The sequence below is a fragment of the Cryobacterium tepidiphilum genome (genome assembly GCF_003716325.1).
GTDB lineage: Bacteria > Actinomycetota > Actinomycetes > Actinomycetales > Microbacteriaceae > Cryobacterium > Cryobacterium tepidiphilum.
Genome location: NZ_RDSR01000023.1, coordinates 38743 through 54489 on the forward strand (window position 1 = coordinate 38743; position 15747 = coordinate 54489).

Genomic DNA, 15747 nt, shown 5'->3' on the forward strand with positions numbered 1-15747 from the left:
GATCAGGCTCGGCTCTGGACGCCCATCGGCACGGGGGTGGCCGCGATGATCCGCCGCACCACCTCGTCGGCGAGGGCGCCGGTGTCCTGGTGGTGGTGGCCGAGGGAGCGGCTGCTAGGGACGAGCCGGTGACTGAGCACCGGCATCGCGAGCGCGTCGATGTCGTCGGGGAGCACGAAGTCACGCCCGTCCAGCGCCGCCTTCGCCTTGGCCGCGCGGATGAGCTGCAGGCTGGCCCGCGGGCTCGCGCCGAGCCGCAGGTCGTGGTCGTCGCGGGTGGCCCGCACGATCGCGACGGCGTATCGCTTCACGGGCGTCGACGCGAACACGGCACGGGCGGCGAGCATCATCGCGCGCACCTGTTCCACCGTGACGACGGGTTCGAGGCGGGTGAGCGGACTCGAGGAGTCCCTGGCGTCGATCATGGCCAGCTCCGACTCGTGGTCGGGGTAGCCCATCGAGATGCGGGCCATGAACCGGTCGCGCTGCGCCTCGGGGAGGGCGTAGGTGCCCTCCATCTCGATCGGGTTCTGGGTGGCGACGACGGTGAACGGCCGCGACAGCGCGTAGGTGATGCCGTCGACCGTGACCTGGTGTTCTTCCATGCACTCCAGCAGTGCCGACTGGGTCTTGGGGCTGGCGCGGTTGATCTCGTCGCCGATGACGATGTTGGCGAACACGGGCCCGGGCTTGAATTCGAAGCGGCGCTCGGACTGGTTGAATACGGCGACGCCGGTGACGTCGGAGGGCAGCAGGTCGGGGGTGAACTGGATGCGGTTGATGCTGCAGTCGACGGAGCGGGCGAGCGCCTTGGCGAGCATGGTCTTGCCGACCCCGGGAATGTCCTCGATCAGCAGGTGCCCCTCCGCGAGGAGCACGGTCAGCGCGGTGAGCACCGACTCCGGCTTGCCGTCGATGACGGTCTGGATGTTGGCGAGGATGCGTTCCCCGTATGCCTGCAGCTGGGCGATCGGCATCGCCTGGCTGTCCTCCCGCGATGCCAGCGGCTCGTCGGTGAGGGTGGACGTGGGCGGCGCGGTGTTCACACCCGAGACCCTTGCAGCAGGGCGGCGACGGCAGCCGGAACGTACGGGGCCACGTCGCCGCCGAGTGCGGCGACCTGCCGCACGAGCGAACTCGAGACGTGGGCGTGGGCGGGATCCGGCAGGAGGAAGACCGTCTCGACGCCCGCGAGGTTGCGGTTGACGATGGCCATCGGGGTCTCGTAGGCCACGTCGACCTGCGAGCGGATGCCCTTGACCAGGACGCTGGCACCGACATCCGTGCAGTAGTCGACCAGGAGCCCCATGCTCCAGGACGACACGATGACGTTGCCCCGGTATGGCGTGCCCTCGATGGCCTGCTCGATGAGCGACACGCGCTGCGCGATGGGCAGCAGCGCCGTCTTGCCGGGGTTGTGCACCACGAGGACATGCAGCTCGTCGAACAGGCCCGCGGCCCGCTCGATCACGTCGAGATGCCCGAGCGTGACCGGGTCGAACGATCCGGGAACGACGGCGATCCTCTGCATACCGTTACCCTAGCGCGCCGCAGGCGGCACACCAGAGCCCTTCAGGAGACTCACTGCCTTCCCCGCGTCAGTTCTTGGTGAGCGAGGCCCGGGCGGTGTCGTCCAGTCGGCGTGCAACGGCACTGCCGAGCGCCGGGAACTCGGCGAGCGACGGGTCGGAGTCGACGACGTGGCCGGCGGCCACGCGGGCGTCGGCGATGAGAGCGCCGTCGCTCGCCACGCGCAACAGGCGCAGCGACGATCGGCCGCCCGACTGCAGGCTGCCGAGCACGTCGCCCTCCCGCCGCAGATCGAGGTCCACCTGAGCGAGCTCGAAGCCGTCGAGCGTCGCCGCGACGGCGTCGACGCGCTCCCGGGCCACCGAGTCGGCCTCGGCGTAGGTCACGAGCAGGCACAGCGCCGGAATCGTCCCGCGTCCGACCCGACCGCGCAGCTGGTGCAGCTGGGAGACGCCGAACCGGTCGGCGTCGAGCACGACCATGACCGAGGCGTTGGGGACGTCGACGCCGACCTCGATGACGGTCGTGGCCACCAGCACGTCCACCGCCCCGGCCGCGAACTGCAGCATCACGCGGTCCTTCTCCTCCGACGGCATCCGCCCGTGCAGGGCCGCGATGCCGGCGCCGGCGAGGGCCGGGTTCGTCCGCAGCTGGGCGAGCACCGTTTCAACGGATGCCGGCGGCCGGGCGCCGCCCTCCGGCGCCGCTTCGAGCTCCTCACCCTCTTCACCCTCACTCGCGGCGATCGCCGGGCACACCACGAAGGCCTGGCGGCCCAGCGCGCGTTCCTCCGCGACCCGTTCCCAGATGCGCGTCTCCCAGGCGGGCCGCTCGGCGGGGGCGACGACGAAGGTGGCGATGCCGGGCCGGCCGGCCGGCAGTTCCTGGATCGTGCTCACCTCGAGGTCGCCGAAGACGGTCATGGCGACGGTGCGGGGTATGGGTGTGGCCGTGAGCACGAGGACGTGCGGCGGTGTGGCGCCCTTCTGCCGGAGCGCCTCGCGCTGCTCGACGCCGAATCGGTGCTGCTCGTCGACGACGACGAGGCCGAGGTCGAAGAAGTCCACGCGGTCGCCGAGGAGGGCGTGGGTGCCGATCACGATGCGGGCTTGACCGGTGACGGTGCGAAGAAGCGCCTTGCGCCGTTCGGCCGTGGCCAGCTGGCCGGTCAGGAGTGTGGGCATCAGCTCGGCCGCGAGGTCGGGCCCGAGCACGTGCACGATCGAGCGAAGGTGCTGGGCCGCGAGCACCTCGGTCGGCGCCAGGAGCGCCGATTGCCCGCCGGAGTCGGCGACGGCGAGCATGGCGCGGAGCGCGACGAGGGTCTTTCCGGACCCGACCTCCCCCTGCACGAGCCGGTTCATCGGCCAGCTGCGGGCGAGGTCGGCGGCGATGTCCGCGCCGACCGTTTCCTGGTCGGATGTGAGGCGGAACGGCAGCGCGGCGTCGAAGCGCTCCAGGTAGCCGCCCGGTTTCGGCACGCGCGGCACCGCCGGCTCGTTCCGCGCCTCCGCCCGCTGCTGCAGGAGCGCCGTCTGGAGCACGAACGCCTCGGTGAACCGCAGCGTGTCGCGTGCGGCGCGCCAGTCGGCATCCGTCTCGGGCCGGTGGATGTGCTCCAGCGCGCGTCCGTGCGTCAGCAGGCGACGGGAGGTGCGGACATCCTCGGGAAGGGGATCGGGAACCGGGCCGAGGCTGTCGAGCACGACGCCGATCGACTTCTGGATCTGCCAGCTGGCGACGGTGCTCGTGGCCGGGTAGATCGGGATGGGCGTGTTCAGCCATCGTTCGGCGGCGGGGCCGCCCGCCAGGAGCGCGGGAGCGTCGTCGGCGTCGAAGAGCTGGAAGTCGGGGTGCGCGAGCTGCCGGTGCCCCTTGTAGCTCGAGACCTTCCCGGCGAAGATGCCGCGCATGCCGCGTTTGATGGCGTCGGCGCGCCAGGCCTGGTTGAAGAAGGTGAGGGTGAGGAGTCCCGAACCGTCGGTGATGGTGACCTCGACGATCGACCCGTTCCGCTGCTTCATGGCGCGCTTCTGCACGTCGCGCACCTCGCCGACGATGGTGACCATCTCGTCGAGGGGCAGTTCGTCGAGGGCGGTCAGCTCGCCTCGGCGCGCGTACCGGCGCGGGTAGTGGCTGAGCAGGTCGCCGACGGTGACCATGGCGAACGCCTTGGACAGGGCGGTGGCCGTGCGGCCGCCGAGAACGTTCGAGAGCTTACTGTCGAGACCAACGCCGGTTTCCGGAGTCGTCATGCTTCGATCGTAGGCTGCGTCACTCCCCCGGCGTGCCGTGGGCGGTGCCCGTGTCCTCGCCGCCGAGGGCGTCGAGTTCTTCCTTCACGAACCGATCCCGCGGCCGCTCCGCGGCGAGGCCCTCCTGGATCTGCCGGGCTTCGTCGACGCGGCCGAGCGTGCGCAGGCACCGCCCGATCGCCCAGCGGCCGATGAACCGCTGGTCGGCGGTGCCGTACTCCTCGGCGGCGGCGAGCGCCTGCTGGAAGTGCGGCATCGCTTCCTCGGGGCGTCCGCTGTCGTGCAGGAACCAGGCGAGGTTGTTGTGCAGGGCCACGCCCCAGCGGAGGGTGCGGGGATCTGTGACCGTGCCCAGCATGGAGAAGCCCTCGGCCGCCCACTCCTCCTGGTGCCCGTTGTCGGCGAGCGCGAGCATGTGCAGCGCGTCGAGGGCGAGGTACTGCGAGCCATCGGCGGCCGCGTGCCGGGCGGCGAGGGTGAACAGCGGCACGGCCTCGTCGGGCGCTCCCTCGGCCACCCGCAGTCGCCCGCGTTCCAGCGCGATCCGGGCCAGCAGGTGCTCGGACGGTTCGTCGACCTCGTCCTCGGCGATCGCGAGTTCCGACTCGGCCTCGTCGAAGTTGCCGAGGAGGCCCCAGGCCCGCGCCACCTGCGTCGTCAGCTCGGCGCGGGCAACGGCGTCCACGCCGTCGTCTTCCATCGCCTCCCGGAAACGGTCGATGGTGGCGGCGGGATCACTGAAGTCCCAGAGAGCGTCGAGCTTGGCCTGGCTGATCGGCATGGAGTCGGTCACACCTTCGTGCTTACACCGATTCACGTCTCCCGGCGATAGGCTCGGTGGCAAATGACGCGAATCATCTCGGGTTTTGCCGGTTCTCTCTCACTGTCCGTTCCGAAACAGGGCACCCGGCCGACGAGCGACCGGGTGCGTGAGGCGATCTTCTCGGCGCTGGAGGCGCAGGACGCGATCCGGCGCGCGCGGGTGCTCGACCTGTATGCCGGGTCGGGGGCGCTGGGGCTCGAGGCGGCCAGCCGGGGCGCGGCATCCGTCACCCTCGTGGAGAAGCATGCCGGGGCCGCGCAGCTGTGCCGGCGGAACGTGGAGTCGGTGCGCCGCGCCGCGCCGAAACGCGACGCCCCCGACATCAGGGTGAGCACGCAGGCCGTGCAGACGTTCCTCAGCGGGGCGACCGGGCGGTACGACCTGGTCTTCCTCGACCCGCCGTACGACCTGGGCGACGCGGAGCTCGCCCGGGCCCTGGCCATGCTGGCGCCGCTCCTGTCAGAGGATGCCGTTGTGGTGGTCGAGCGGAACGTGCGTTCGCCCGAACCGGGCTGGGATCCCAGCCTGGAGTTCACGAAGCGCAAGGACTACGGCGACACGAGCGTCTGGTACGCCCGGGTGGCGGAGCTGCCGCCGTACACCTCGGTGGCCTGAGCCGCCCGCGAGTCGGGCGGTCAGCCGGCCGCGCCGTCCCAGCCCCGGTACGGGTCCCAGCCTCGCTGGTCGTGCGGCTGCCCGTCGACCAGCACCTGCCCCGCCCCGTCCCGGATCACGCCCAGGGCCCGGAAGCCGTCGGGCAGGGCGGTTCCGGCGGGGAACGTCGCCAGGAGCGCGTGGTCCTCACCGCCGTGCAGCACGGCATCCGGGTCGTCGCCCAGCTGCCCGGAGTCGAAGTCGACGGCCACCCCGCTTGCGCGGGCGAGCCGCCCGGCATCGATCGCGAGCCCGTCGGAGACGTCGAGCATGCCCGTGGCGCCCGCGCGCGCGGCGACTGCGCCGAGGCCGACCGGCGGCGACGGCGCCAGCTGCGCGGCGATCAACCCCGGCTGGGCCGCGCGCACCGCTTCGGCGAGGCCGGCGTCGGGTGTGCCGTCGTTCGTCACCGCCTGCCGGAACAGCAGCGCGAGTCCGCGCCCAGCCTCGCCGAGGACGCCGGCGGCCGCGATCGTGTCGCCGGCCCTCGCACCCGAGCGCAGCACGGGCGCCCGCCCCTGCAGGTCGCCGAACGCAGTCACGGCGAGGGTGAGCGTGGCGGAGGCGGAGAGATCGCCGCCGACCACGCCGCAGCCGGGCGCGAGCGCCGCACAGCAGTCCCGCAGTCCGTCGGCGATGCCCTCGATCATCTCGATAGGGGTGTGCGGGGGTGCGGCGATGGCGACGACGAGCGCGGTGGGCACGGCGCCCATCGCGGCGACGTCGGAAAGGTTCGTGGCGGCCGCCTTCCAGCCCAGGTCGTGCGGCGTCGACCAGGCCAGCCGGAAGTCGGGTCCGTGGACCATCATGTCGGTGGTGACGACGAAGCGGCCGTCGCCAGCGGCGACGACCGCGGCGTCATCGCCGGGACCGAGCAATTGGGCGGATGCCGCCGGCAGCCGGGGGAAGATGCGGGACAGCACGTCGCCTTCGCTGAGGGATGCGAGTGTCTCGGTCGTCATTCCTGACACGGTAGCCCATCCGCTGGCGACTCCCCGCCGCCGCACTCTTTCCCCACCCCGGCTGCCGCGCCCGCTCCGGCGGTTCGCGCCCGCTCCAGCGGCCGCGCCGCGCCGAAACGAGGTCACACACGGACCACGACGGGCGGGAGCGGCCGGGCGGGGACGGTAGCCTGAAAGGGATGACCGACCGAATCCGCCTCCCGCGTTCCCGCCGCTTCCTCGGCTCAACCCTCGTCGTCACGGCGGGTGCCGCCGCGCTGACGGGGTGCACGGCGGCCGTGCCGCTCGAGCCGGCGCCCCAGGCGGCATCGACCGCGTGCGCCGACGTCGTGGTGCACCTGCCGACATCCGTTGCCGGGCAGGCGGAGCGCGAGACCAACGCGCAGGGCACCGGCGCCTGGGGGGACCCCGCGACCGTGCTCCTACACTGCGGGGTCGACATCCCCGGCCCGACCACGCTGCCGTGCGTTAACATCAACGGCGTCGACTGGATCAACGACGACTCCGACGCCCCGCGCATCCGCATCACCACCTACGGCCGCACCCCGGCCGTCGAGGTCGTCGTCGACACGACGAAGGTGAGCTGGTCGACGGCCGCCGTGGACCTTGCGGGCACCGCGAAGGTCATCCCGCAGTCCAAGGCGTGCACGAGCATCGACGACCTGCAGCTGCCGAGTGACGCAGCGACGCCCCCGGTCACGCTGGCGCCGACGGCGCCGGCCCCGCACTGACGCGCTGCTACGCCCGGGCGGCCGCCGGCTGCCGCGACGCCGCATGCGCGAGCGCCACGTCGACGAGCTCGTCGACGAGCTCCGGGTAGGAGAATCCGCTCGCGAGCCAGCAGCTGGGGAACATGGAGATCGGCGTGAAGCCGGGCATGGTGTTGATCTCGTTGATGACCCAGCCGTCGGCGGTCAGGAAGAAGTCCACGCGCGCCAGGCCGGCGGCGCCGATCGCGTCGAACGCCTTCACGGCCAGGCGTTGCATCTCGGCCAGTTCGGCCGGCGCCAACTGTGCCGGGCAGACGAGGTCGATGCCGGGAGCGTCGAGGTACTTCGCGGCGAAGTCGTAGAACTCGCGGCCGGACACCACGACCTCGCCGGCCACGGAGGTGCGTGTCGGTTCGCCGGGGCGCCCCTGCAGCACGGCCACTTCGATCTCGCGGCCGACCAGGCCGGACTCGATGAGCACCTTGTCGTCCTCGGCGAGGGCGAGCGTCATCGCCTCTGCCAGCTGGTCGGGCGTCGACACCTTGCTCACGCCCACGCTGGAACCCGCGCGAGCGGGCTTCACGAAGGCGGGAAGGCCGAGCGCGTCGAGAGCGGCGGTCGCGGTCTCCGGGCCCTCCGCCCACTCGGCGGCGGTGATCGTGCGCCACGGGGCGACCGGGAGCCCGGCCTGCTGGAAGACGGTCTTGGTGAAGTGCTTGTCCATTCCCAGAGCCGAGGCGAGCACGCCACTGCCCACGTACGGGAGGCCGACGAGTTCGAACAGTCCCTGCACCGTGCCGTCCTCACCGTACGGGCCGTGCAGGATCGGGAAGACGAGGTCGACGGCGCCGAGGCTGCGGGCCGTGCCGTCCGCATCGGTGACCGTCAGCATCCGCTCGGTGGTGCTGGCGGGCCAGCTCACGCGTGAGCCGTTGTCGACGACCTCGGGCAGCGCGCCCGGCGTCAGCGCGAACTTCGCCGGGTCGTCGTCCTCCAGCACGAACGCACCGTCGTGGGTGATGCCCACCGGGATGACGTCATAACGGGAACGGTCAAGCGCCGCGAGGACCCCGCCCGCCGTCGCGCAGCTGATCGAATGCTCGCTTGAACGCCCCCCAAAGAGCAGCGCCACCGTGAGCTTGTCCGTCATCAATCGTCCTTTCGCCCTGCGGTTCCCGCGAGTCGGTCGTGAGGTGGGGAGCGATGTCCCGGGGATTCAGCGTACCGGCCAGGACCTGCCTGACCTGCTCCACGATGGGCATCTCCACGCCCTTGGCGTGCGCCAGTTCGAGGATCGGGCCGACGGATACGAGTCCCTCGGTGGTCTGCTGCATCTGCTTGACCACATCGTTGTAGCCGTAGCCCTGCCCGAGCAGGCGCCCGGCGGTGTTGTTGCGCGACAGCGGCGACTGGGAGGTGGCGATGAGGTCGCCGAGGCCGGCGAGGCCGGCGAGGGTCTCAGGCTGCGCGCCATAGGCGACCGCGAAGTCGGTCATCTCGACGAGGCCGCGGGTGATGATCGACGCCTTCGTGTTCTCGCCGTACCCGACGCCGTCCACGATGCCGATCGCGACCGCGATGAGGTTCTTCAGGACGCCGCCGAACTCGGTGCCGATGACATCCGTGTTCACGTAGGAGCGGAAATAGCCGTTGGTGGCCAGCTTCGCGACCGCCTGGGCGGTCTCGAGGCTCGCCGACGACACAACGGCGGCCGTCGGCTGCTCCTTGGCGATCTCGAGGGCGAGGTTCGGGCCCGAGATCGCGGCGATGCGCTCGGGAGCGATCGGCAGCACCTGCCCGATCACCTCGCTCATGCGCAGGCCCGACGAACGCTCCACGCCCTTCATGAGGGAGACGATGACCGCCTCGGGGTCGAGGAGGTCGCCGGCGGCGACGAGGTTCTCGCGCAGCGACTGGCTCGGCACCGAGACGAACACCTGTCCGGCGCCCGCGAGGGCGTCCCGGAGGCTGGAGGTGGCCCGCAGGTGCGCGGGCAGGTTGATGCCGGGGAGGTAGTCGCTGTTGCGCCGGCCCTCGCTGATCTCCCGCGCGAGCTCGGGACGGCGGGCCCACAGCACGACGTCGGCGCCGCCGTCGGCGAGGATCTTGGCGAAGGTCGTGCCCCAGCTGCCGGCGCCGAGGACGGCGACCCGGGTGCCGGGGACGACGGGCGGGTGTGCTTTAGCCCTCAAAACGTCCCGTTTCGTGTTGGTCGTGGTCCGCCGGGTTCCAGCGCTTCTCGGGTGCCTTTTCGCCGCGGATGTCTTCGAGCAGTGCCGTGATGTCGTCCATGACGACCGCGGTGGCCTCGGCGAGCGTGGCGCTGTCCAGGGGGCGCCCCTCGAACGCGGACAGGTCGACCGGGTCGCCGATCTTGACGCGGATGGTCTTGCGGGGAAAGAGGCTGATGCGTTTCGAGTAGCGGCCCATCAGCTGCTGCGCGCCCCAGTGGGCCGCGGGGATGACGGGGATGCCCTGCTCCAGCGCGATCCGCACCGCGCCGCTCTTGCCGCGCATGGGCCAGAGGTTGGGGTCGCGGGTGAGCGAGCCCTCCGGGTACACGATCACGCCGCCGCCCTCGCGGGCGAGGCGCTCGGCTGCCTGCACCGGCCCCTTACCGCGGGCGGATCCGCCGCGGGCGACTGGGATCTGGCCGGAGGAGCGCAGCAGCGCGCCGACGACCGGGATGTCGAACAGCGAGGCCTTGGCGAGGAATCGCGGCAGGCGTCCGAGCTTCCACGCGACGACGCCCATGACCACCGGGTCGATCTCGGTGTAGTGGTTGGGCGCCAGCACGAAGGCGCCGGAGCGCGGCAACTTCACGGCGTCCTCGATCTCGAAGCGTGCGGCGAGGTTCATGATCGGCAGCACGATGCCGGCCAGGAGCCAGAAGATGGAGGGCTTCCGGGTCTCCCGGCCGACGCGCGGTGATGGTGAGGTCGTGTCTGGCACGGCCCGGCTATCCTTCGAGGTCGAAGTCGGCCCCCAGGAGCTGCAGCTTGGTGATGAAGTTCTCGTAGCCCCGGCTGATGATCCCGACGTTGCTCACGGTCGACGTGCCCTCGGCGGAGAGCGCCGCGATGAGGTGGCTGAATCCGCCGCGGAGGTCGGGGACCTCGATGTCGGCGCCGTGCAGCTTGGTGGGCCCGGTGATGACGGCCGAGTGGTTGAAGTTGCGCTGCCCGAACCGGCACGGGTGGCCGCCGAGGCATTCCTTGTGGATCTGGATGGTGGCGCCCATCTCGATGAGGGCGTCGACGAAGCCGAACCGCTGCTCGTAGACGGTCTCGTGCACGATTGACACGCCCTGCGCCTTGGTCAGGGCGATCACGAGCGGCTGCTGCCAGTCCGTCATGAAGCCCGGGTGCACATCCGTTTCGATGACGACCGGCTTCAGGTCACCGCCCGGGTGATAGAAGCGGATGCCGTCCTCGTGGATGTCGAACGCGCCGCCGACCTTGCGGAAGACGTTGAGGAAGGTGATCATCTCGGCCTGGCGGGCACCGCCGACGAAGATGTCACCCTCGGTGGCGAGGGCCGCGGCAGCCCAGCTGGCGGCCTCGTTGCGGTCGAACAGCGCCCGGTGGTCGTAGCCCTGCAGGCGCTCCACGCCTTCGATGCGGATCACCCGGTCGGTCTCGACCGTGATGATGGCGCCCATCTTCTGCAGGATGTTGATGAGATCCATGATCTCGGGCTCGATGGCGGCGCCCTTGAGCTCGGTGATGCCCTCGGCCCGCACGGCGGTGAGGAGCACCTGCTCGGTCGCGCCGACGCTCGGGTACGGGAGCTCCACCTTGGCGCCCTTGAGGCCGTTCGGGGCCGACATGCGGATGCCGTTGGGCAGCTTCTCGACGATGGCGCCGAAGGTGCGCAGCACCTCGAGGTGGTAGTCGATGGGGCGGTCGCCGATGCGGCAGCCACCGAGGTCGGGGATGAACGCCTCACCGAGGCGGTGCAGCAGCGGGCCGCAGAACAGGATCGGGATTCGGGACGACCCGGCGTGCGCGTCGATGGCGGCGAAGTGGGCGCTTTCGACATCGACGGGGTCGAGGTGCAGTTCGCCGGGCTCGGCGCCGTCTGTCACCTTGACGCCGTGCACCTCGAGAAGGCCGCGCACGATCCGCACATCGCTGATGTTGGGCACGTCTTTCAAGGTGCTGGGGCTCTCGCCGAGGAGTGCCGCGACCATCGCCTTGGTGACGAGGTTCTTCGCACCCTTCAGCTCGATCCGCCCGTTGAGGGGGATTCCGCCGCGAATGGTGATGCGGTCGCTCTGGAGTCCAACGGCTGCGCCGTGCGTCTGTGCGTCCTCGACGAGTGTGCTCACGTATTACCTACCTTGCGGGGAGAGTGCGGGGCCGCCAGGGCTCACGCGTGGATTCGAATTCTGTTATCCGCGCCTCATCACGCAGGGTCAGGCCGATGTCATCCAGGCCTTCGAGTAGCCGCCACCTAGTGTATTCGTCGATCTCGAATTTGACTGTGAGTTCACCGATCCGTGCACTTCGCTCAACAAGGTCGACGGTCATGTCTATTCCCGGGTTCGCCTCGAGCGCCTTCCAGAGCCGCTCGGTGTCGTCCTCGGAGATCTGTCCGGCCAGCAGGCCCTGCTTGCCGGAGTTCCCGCGGAAGATGTCGCCGAACCGGGGGCTCAGGACCGCACGGAAGCCGAAGTCGCGGAGCGCCCAGACGGCGTGCTCCCGGGAGGACCCGGTGCCGAAGTCGCTGCCGGCGACGAGCACGCGCGCGCCCTGGTACGCCGGCTGGTTGAGCACGAAGTCGGGGTCCTGCCGCCACCCGGCGAAGAGGGCGTCCTCGAAGCCGGTCTTCGTGACCCGCTTGAGGTAGACGGCGGGGATGATCTGGTCGGTGTCGACGTTCGAGCGCCGGAAGGGCACGCCGACGCCGGTGATGGTGGTGACTTTTTCCACGGCTACTTCGCTCCCTCTTCGATGGGGGCACCGGCCCCGACGCTGATCCGCTCGACGCTGATCCGTTCGGCGCTGTCGCGTTCGTCCTGCAGCAGGTCCCACGGGCTCGACAGCGTGCCGCGGATGGCGGTCGCGGCCGCCACCAGCGGGGAGACCAGGTGGGTGCGGCCGCCCTTGCCCTGGCGTCCCTCGAAATTGCGGTTGCTGGTGGACGCGCACCGCTCCCCCGGCGCCAGCTGGTCGGGGTTCATGCCCAGGCACATGGAGCAGCCGGCGAAGCGCCATTCGGCGCCGAACTCGAGGAAGACCTTGTCGAGGCCCTCGGCCTCGGCCTCCAGGCGCACGCGGGCCGATCCCGGGACCACCAGCATCCGGATGTTCTCGGCCTTGGTCTTGCCCTTGATGATCTCGGCGGCGGCGCGCAGGTCTTCGACCCGGCTGTTGGTGCAGGAGCCGAGGAACACGGTGTCGACCCGGATGTCCTTCATGGGCGTGCCGGCCTCGAGGTCCATGTACTCCAGGGCACGCTCGGCGGCGGAGCGCTCGTTGGCATCGGTGATTTCGGCGGGGTTCGGCACCGTCTGGCTCAGCGAGACGCCCTGTCCGGGGTTGGTGCCCCACGTGACGAAGGGCTCCAGCTCGTCGGCGTCGAGGATCACCTCGGCGTCGAACCGGGCGCCCTCGTCCGTCGCCAGCGTCTCCCAGTAGGCGACGGCGTCGTCCCAGTCCTGGCCCTGCGGCGCGTGGACGCGGCCCTTCAGGTAGTCGTAGGTCGTCTCATCCGGTGCCACCATGCCGGCGCGGGCGCCGGCCTCGATCGACATGTTGCAGATCGTCATGCGGCCCTCCATCGAGAGCGCACGGATGGCGCTGCCGCGGTATTCGAGCACGTAGCCCTGGCCGCCTCCCGTGCCGATCTTCGCGATGACGGCGAGAATGATGTCCTTCGCGGTCACTCCCGGGCGCAGCTGGCCGTTGACGGTGATCGCCATGGTCTTGAACGGCTTCAGCGGCAGCGTCTGGGTGGCCATGACGTGTTCGACCTCGCTGGTGCCGATGCCGAAGGCCATGGCGCCGAACGCGCCGTGCGTGGACGTGTGCGAGTCGCCGCAGACGACGGTGATGCCCGGCTGGGTGAGCCCGAGCTGCGGGCCGACGACGTGCACAATGCCCTGCTCGATGTCGCCCAGCGAATGCAGGCGCACGCCGAACTCCTCGCAGTTGCGTCGCAGCGTCTCGATCTGGGTGCGGCTGGTGCGGTCGGCGATCGGGCGGTCGATGCCGATCGTCGGCGTGTTGTGGTCTTCCGTGGCGATCGTCAGGTCGGGTCGCCGCACGGGGCGGCCGGCCATGCGGAGGCCGTCGAACGCCTGCGGGCTCGTCACTTCGTGGACGAGGTGCAGGTCGATGTAGATCAGGTCGGGGTTGCCGTTCTCGCCCTTGGCGACGAGGTGCTTGTCCCACACCTTTTCGGCCAGCGTGCGCGGGCGGGCGGATGCGATAGGTGCGTCAGTCATGATCGCTCGTCTTCCTTGAAATCGGTGGTCAGCCATCGACAAACTCCGCGACGAGAGCGGCCTCAGGACAGGGGCTCGTCGCGGCAAAGAAGAAGTCGACCGAACAACAACACCGCTCTAGGATATCATCGCGCGGACCACAACGACGCTGACGTTGTCGTGTCCGCCGTTCCCCAACGCCGCCTCGACCAGGACGTCCGCCGTCGAGGGGCCGTCCTCGCCCGTGTGCGACGCGAGCAGGCGGGCGATCTGGTCGTCGTCGAGTTCCTTCGTGAGTCCGTCGGAACAGATGAGGAACGCCTGGTGTTTCGCGGCGGGCAACAGCCAGACGTCGGCGTCCACGTACTCGTCGGCGCCGATGGCCCGTGTGATGACGTTCCGCTCCGGATGGCTCTCGGCATGCTGCGGGTCCAGGAGGCCGGCGTCGACCATCTCCTGCACGGCGGAGTGGTCGACCGTCACCTGGTGGAGACGGTCGCCCTCCCAGCTGTATACCCGGGAGTCGCCGACGTTGAAGACCATCCACTGGCATCCGCTGTCGGCGCCGGCGTCGACGAAGGCGATACCGGCCAGGGTCGTGCCCGACACCGCCGTGCCCACGTCGCCCGCCGTGCTGAGGTCACGCACGGCGTCGTTGGAGGAGTGGATGGCGTCGAGGATGCGCTCGGGCGTCGATGGTGCGCCGGATTCGATGTGCTCCTCGAAGACCCGCACCACGGTCTGGCTCGCCGCGTCGCCGCGCGCGTGTCCGCCCATTCCGTCGGCGACGAGGAAGACGGGCGCCTGCGCGCGAAGGCTGTCCTCGTTCGCCTTCCGCACCATCCCGACATCCGTTCGGGAACTGAAGCGGACGCGAAGGCGGGAGCTTCCAAACGCGATGTCGCTCTCGCCGGTGGCCGTCACGTTTCCCAGCGTATCAACTGTCGCTTCCCGCGCCCGGCTCGTCGGCCTGGACGGAGGTGAGCGGGCCTTCCCGGCGCGCCTTGATCAGGCTGGCGATCGTGGCGACGGCCATCGACACGATGATCACCCCGAGGGAGGTCCACGTGTTGATCTCGGGCGCCCACTCGACCCCGTGGCCGCCGTTGATGAACGGCACCTCGTTGGTGTGCAGCGCGTGGAACACGAGCTTCACGCCGATGAAGGCGAGGATGAACGCGATGCCGTACTTGAGGTAGTCCAGGCGCTCGAGCAGGCCGCCGAGGAGGAAGTACAGCTGGCGCAGGCCCATGAGCGCGAACACGTTGGCGGTGAAGACGATGAACGGGCTCGTCGTGATGCCGAAGATCGCGGGGATCGAGTCGAGGGCGAAGATCAGGTCGGTCGTGCCGATCGCGATGAACACGATGAGCATGGGAGTGAACACCTTGCGGCCGTCGACGAGAGTGCGGAGCTTGGAGCCCTCGAAGGAGTTGGAGATGCGCAGGTGGTGGCGCAGGTAGCGCACGAGTGCGTTCTCGCTGCTCTCCTCCTCTTCGCCCTCCTCGCCGGCGACGGCCTGGTGGATGGCGGTGAAGAGGAGGAAGGCTCCGAAGATATAGAAGATCCAGCTGAAGTTCTCGATGAGGGAGGCGCCGAGCAGGATGAAGATGCCGCGCAGCACGAGGGCGATGATGATGCCCACCATCAGCACTTCCTGCTGGTATTTCCGGGGCACCGAGAACCGCGACATGATCAGCACGAACACGAACAGGTTGTCGATGCTCAGGCTGTACTCGGTGAGCCAGCCGGCGAGGAACTGTCCCGCGTGTTCCGCGTCGGCGAGCACCAGCATGAGCACCGTGAAGACGAGTGCAAGGGTCACGTAGAAGGCGACCCAGAGGCCGGCCTCCTTCATGGAGGGGATGTGCGGGCGCTTGAAGACGTAGAGCAGGTCCGCGACGAGGATCAGGGTCAGGATGACCAAGGAGCCGATTTCGAAGGGAAGCGGGAGGGCAAGTTCCACGAGGAGCCTTTCTCAGTGAGGGGTGCCGCAGTGCAGCACGAAACCCGAAAGTCTCTCCCGCGCCATCCGGCACCACCGTGTCCGGGAGCGCGGCAGCACGCTCCGTATTGACGATCACGGTGTAGGACCCCGTCAGGGCCCAGAGGGATACTCCCCTTCGCTGGGGAAAGTCTAGCGGACGAGGCCCGCGCCTGCGCTCCCTCCCGCTGCCCCGCGCGACGACGTCCAGCACGCTCCGCGGGTTGAACGCCGCTGCGCGGGTTGAATTCGACCCGCGCAGCGGCGTTCAACCCGCGCGTCGGGTTCGCATTCGGGGAGGCAAGAAAGAAGCCCTCCCGCGATGAACGCGAGAGGGCTTCTGCGGTTGTGACCCCAGCGGGATTCGAACCCGCGTTACCGCCGTGAGAGGGCGACGTC

The 15747-nt window shown here is 69.9% G+C and carries 15 protein-coding genes; 2 read left to right on the forward strand and 13 right to left on the reverse strand.

The features are described from left to right. Nucleotides 1–2: 2 nt before the first annotated feature. From EEJ31_RS12140 to EEJ31_RS12155, 4 genes are all read right to left on the reverse strand, one after another. Entirely contained in the window at nt 3–977 is a 975-nt protein-coding gene (locus EEJ31_RS12140) for an AAA family ATPase (RefSeq protein WP_123046572.1), read from the reverse strand. A 65-nt stretch (nt 978–1042) separates the two neighbouring features. Further along, entirely contained in the window at nt 1043–1531 is a 489-nt protein-coding gene (gene coaD, locus EEJ31_RS12145) for a pantetheine-phosphate adenylyltransferase (protein ID WP_123046555.1), read from the reverse strand. A gap of 67 nt (nt 1532–1598) precedes the next feature. Then, nucleotides 1599–3785 carry an ATP-dependent DNA helicase RecG gene (locus EEJ31_RS12150; protein WP_123046556.1) on the reverse strand — a complete coding sequence of 729 codons (2187 nt, stop codon included), beginning with the start codon at nt 3783–3785 and terminating at the stop codon, nt 1599–1601. A gap of 19 nt (nt 3786–3804) precedes the next feature. Further along, the gene (locus tag EEJ31_RS12155) at nt 3805–4578 is read right to left on the reverse strand and encodes a tetratricopeptide repeat protein (protein ID WP_233563878.1); all 774 of its coding nucleotides are present in this window, start codon (nt 4576–4578) and stop codon (nt 3805–3807) included. Between the two features lie 51 nt (nt 4579–4629). Here EEJ31_RS12155 and rsmD point away from each other — a divergent pair, with 51 nt between their 5' ends. Beyond that, nucleotides 4630–5223: a 16S rRNA (guanine(966)-N(2))-methyltransferase RsmD gene (rsmD, locus tag EEJ31_RS12160; RefSeq protein WP_123046557.1), complete on the forward strand. Its 594-nt coding sequence runs from the start codon at nt 4630–4632 to the stop codon at nt 5221–5223. A 20-nt stretch (nt 5224–5243) separates the two neighbouring features. On the opposite strand, the gene thiL is transcribed toward rsmD, so the two are convergent. Next, nucleotides 5244–6224 carry a thiamine-phosphate kinase gene (thiL, locus tag EEJ31_RS12165; protein WP_123046558.1) on the reverse strand — a complete coding sequence of 327 codons (981 nt, stop codon included), beginning with the start codon at nt 6222–6224 and terminating at the stop codon, nt 5244–5246. Between the two features lie 179 nt (nt 6225–6403). Here thiL and EEJ31_RS12170 point away from each other — a divergent pair, with 179 nt between their 5' ends. Further along, a complete protein-coding gene (locus tag EEJ31_RS12170) occupies nt 6404–6955 on the forward strand; it encodes a DUF3515 family protein (RefSeq protein ID WP_123046559.1) in 552 nt (183 codons plus the stop codon). A 7-nt stretch (nt 6956–6962) separates the two neighbouring features. Here the strand turns inward: EEJ31_RS12170 and EEJ31_RS12175 are convergent, their stop codons facing one another. The 8 genes from EEJ31_RS12175 to EEJ31_RS12210 all read right to left on the reverse strand — a co-directional run bounded on the left by EEJ31_RS12175 (nt 6963) and on the right by EEJ31_RS12210 (nt 15330). Beyond that, the gene (locus EEJ31_RS12175; RefSeq protein ID WP_123046560.1) at nt 6963–8084 is read right to left on the reverse strand and encodes a D-alanine--D-alanine ligase family protein; all 1122 of its coding nucleotides are present in this window, start codon (nt 8082–8084) and stop codon (nt 6963–6965) included. Then, nucleotides 7987–9126 carry an NAD(P)H-dependent glycerol-3-phosphate dehydrogenase gene (locus EEJ31_RS12180; RefSeq protein ID WP_123046561.1) on the reverse strand — a complete coding sequence of 380 codons (1140 nt, stop codon included), beginning with the start codon at nt 9124–9126 and terminating at the stop codon, nt 7987–7989. The genes EEJ31_RS12175 and EEJ31_RS12180 overlap by 98 nt, the downstream gene beginning before the upstream one ends. Continuing rightward, the gene (locus EEJ31_RS12185; RefSeq protein WP_233563879.1) at nt 9116–9886 is read right to left on the reverse strand and encodes a lysophospholipid acyltransferase family protein; all 771 of its coding nucleotides are present in this window, start codon (nt 9884–9886) and stop codon (nt 9116–9118) included. The genes EEJ31_RS12180 and EEJ31_RS12185 overlap by 11 nt, the downstream gene beginning before the upstream one ends. A gap of 7 nt (nt 9887–9893) precedes the next feature. Continuing rightward, nucleotides 9894–11264 (reverse strand): UDP-N-acetylglucosamine 1-carboxyvinyltransferase, encoded by a 1371-nt coding sequence (gene murA, locus EEJ31_RS12190; protein ID WP_123046562.1) that lies wholly within the window; start codon nt 11262–11264, stop codon nt 9894–9896. A gap of 7 nt (nt 11265–11271) precedes the next feature. Beyond that, the gene (gene leuD, locus EEJ31_RS12195) at nt 11272–11868 is read right to left on the reverse strand and encodes a 3-isopropylmalate dehydratase small subunit (RefSeq protein WP_123046563.1); all 597 of its coding nucleotides are present in this window, start codon (nt 11866–11868) and stop codon (nt 11272–11274) included. A 2-nt stretch (nt 11869–11870) separates the two neighbouring features. Continuing rightward, the gene (gene leuC, locus EEJ31_RS12200) at nt 11871–13385 is read right to left on the reverse strand and encodes a 3-isopropylmalate dehydratase large subunit (RefSeq protein ID WP_123046564.1); all 1515 of its coding nucleotides are present in this window, start codon (nt 13383–13385) and stop codon (nt 11871–11873) included. A gap of 117 nt (nt 13386–13502) precedes the next feature. Then, on the reverse strand, nt 13503–14288 hold the full coding sequence (locus EEJ31_RS12205) for a PP2C family protein-serine/threonine phosphatase (RefSeq protein WP_233563880.1): 786 nt from the start codon (nt 14286–14288) through the stop codon (nt 13503–13505). 13 nt (nt 14289–14301) lie between these two features. Beyond that, complete coding sequence (locus EEJ31_RS12210; RefSeq protein WP_123046566.1) at nt 14302–15330, reverse strand: TerC family protein; 1029 nt, start codon at nt 15328–15330, stop codon at nt 14302–14304. Nucleotides 15331–15747: the final 417 nt, after the last annotated feature.

Bases quoted from the DNA above. Each gene is read 5' to 3' on its own strand.
- EEJ31_RS12175 (WP_123046560.1), bottom strand. From the start codon at position 8,084: ATGACGGACAAGCTCACGGTGGCGCTGCTCTTTGGGGGGCGTTCAAGC.
- EEJ31_RS12150 (WP_123046556.1), bottom strand. From the start codon at position 3,785: ATGACGACTCCGGAAACCGGCGTTGGTCTCGACAGTAAGCTCTCGAAC.
- leuC (WP_123046564.1), bottom strand. From the start codon at position 13,385: ATGACTGACGCACCTATCGCATCCGCCCGCCCGCGCACGCTGGCCGAA.
- coaD (WP_123046555.1), bottom strand. From the start codon at position 1,531: ATGCAGAGGATCGCCGTCGTTCCCGGATCGTTCGACCCGGTCACGCTC.
- thiL (WP_123046558.1), bottom strand. From the start codon at position 6,224: ATGACGACCGAGACACTCGCATCCCTCAGCGAAGGCGACGTGCTGTCC.
- EEJ31_RS12170 (WP_123046559.1), top strand. From the start codon at position 6,404: ATGACCGACCGAATCCGCCTCCCGCGTTCCCGCCGCTTCCTCGGCTCA.
- EEJ31_RS12140 (WP_123046572.1), bottom strand. From the start codon at position 977: ATGCCGATCGCCCAGCTGCAGGCATACGGGGAACGCATCCTCGCCAAC.
- rsmD (WP_123046557.1), top strand. From the start codon at position 4,630: ATGACGCGAATCATCTCGGGTTTTGCCGGTTCTCTCTCACTGTCCGTT.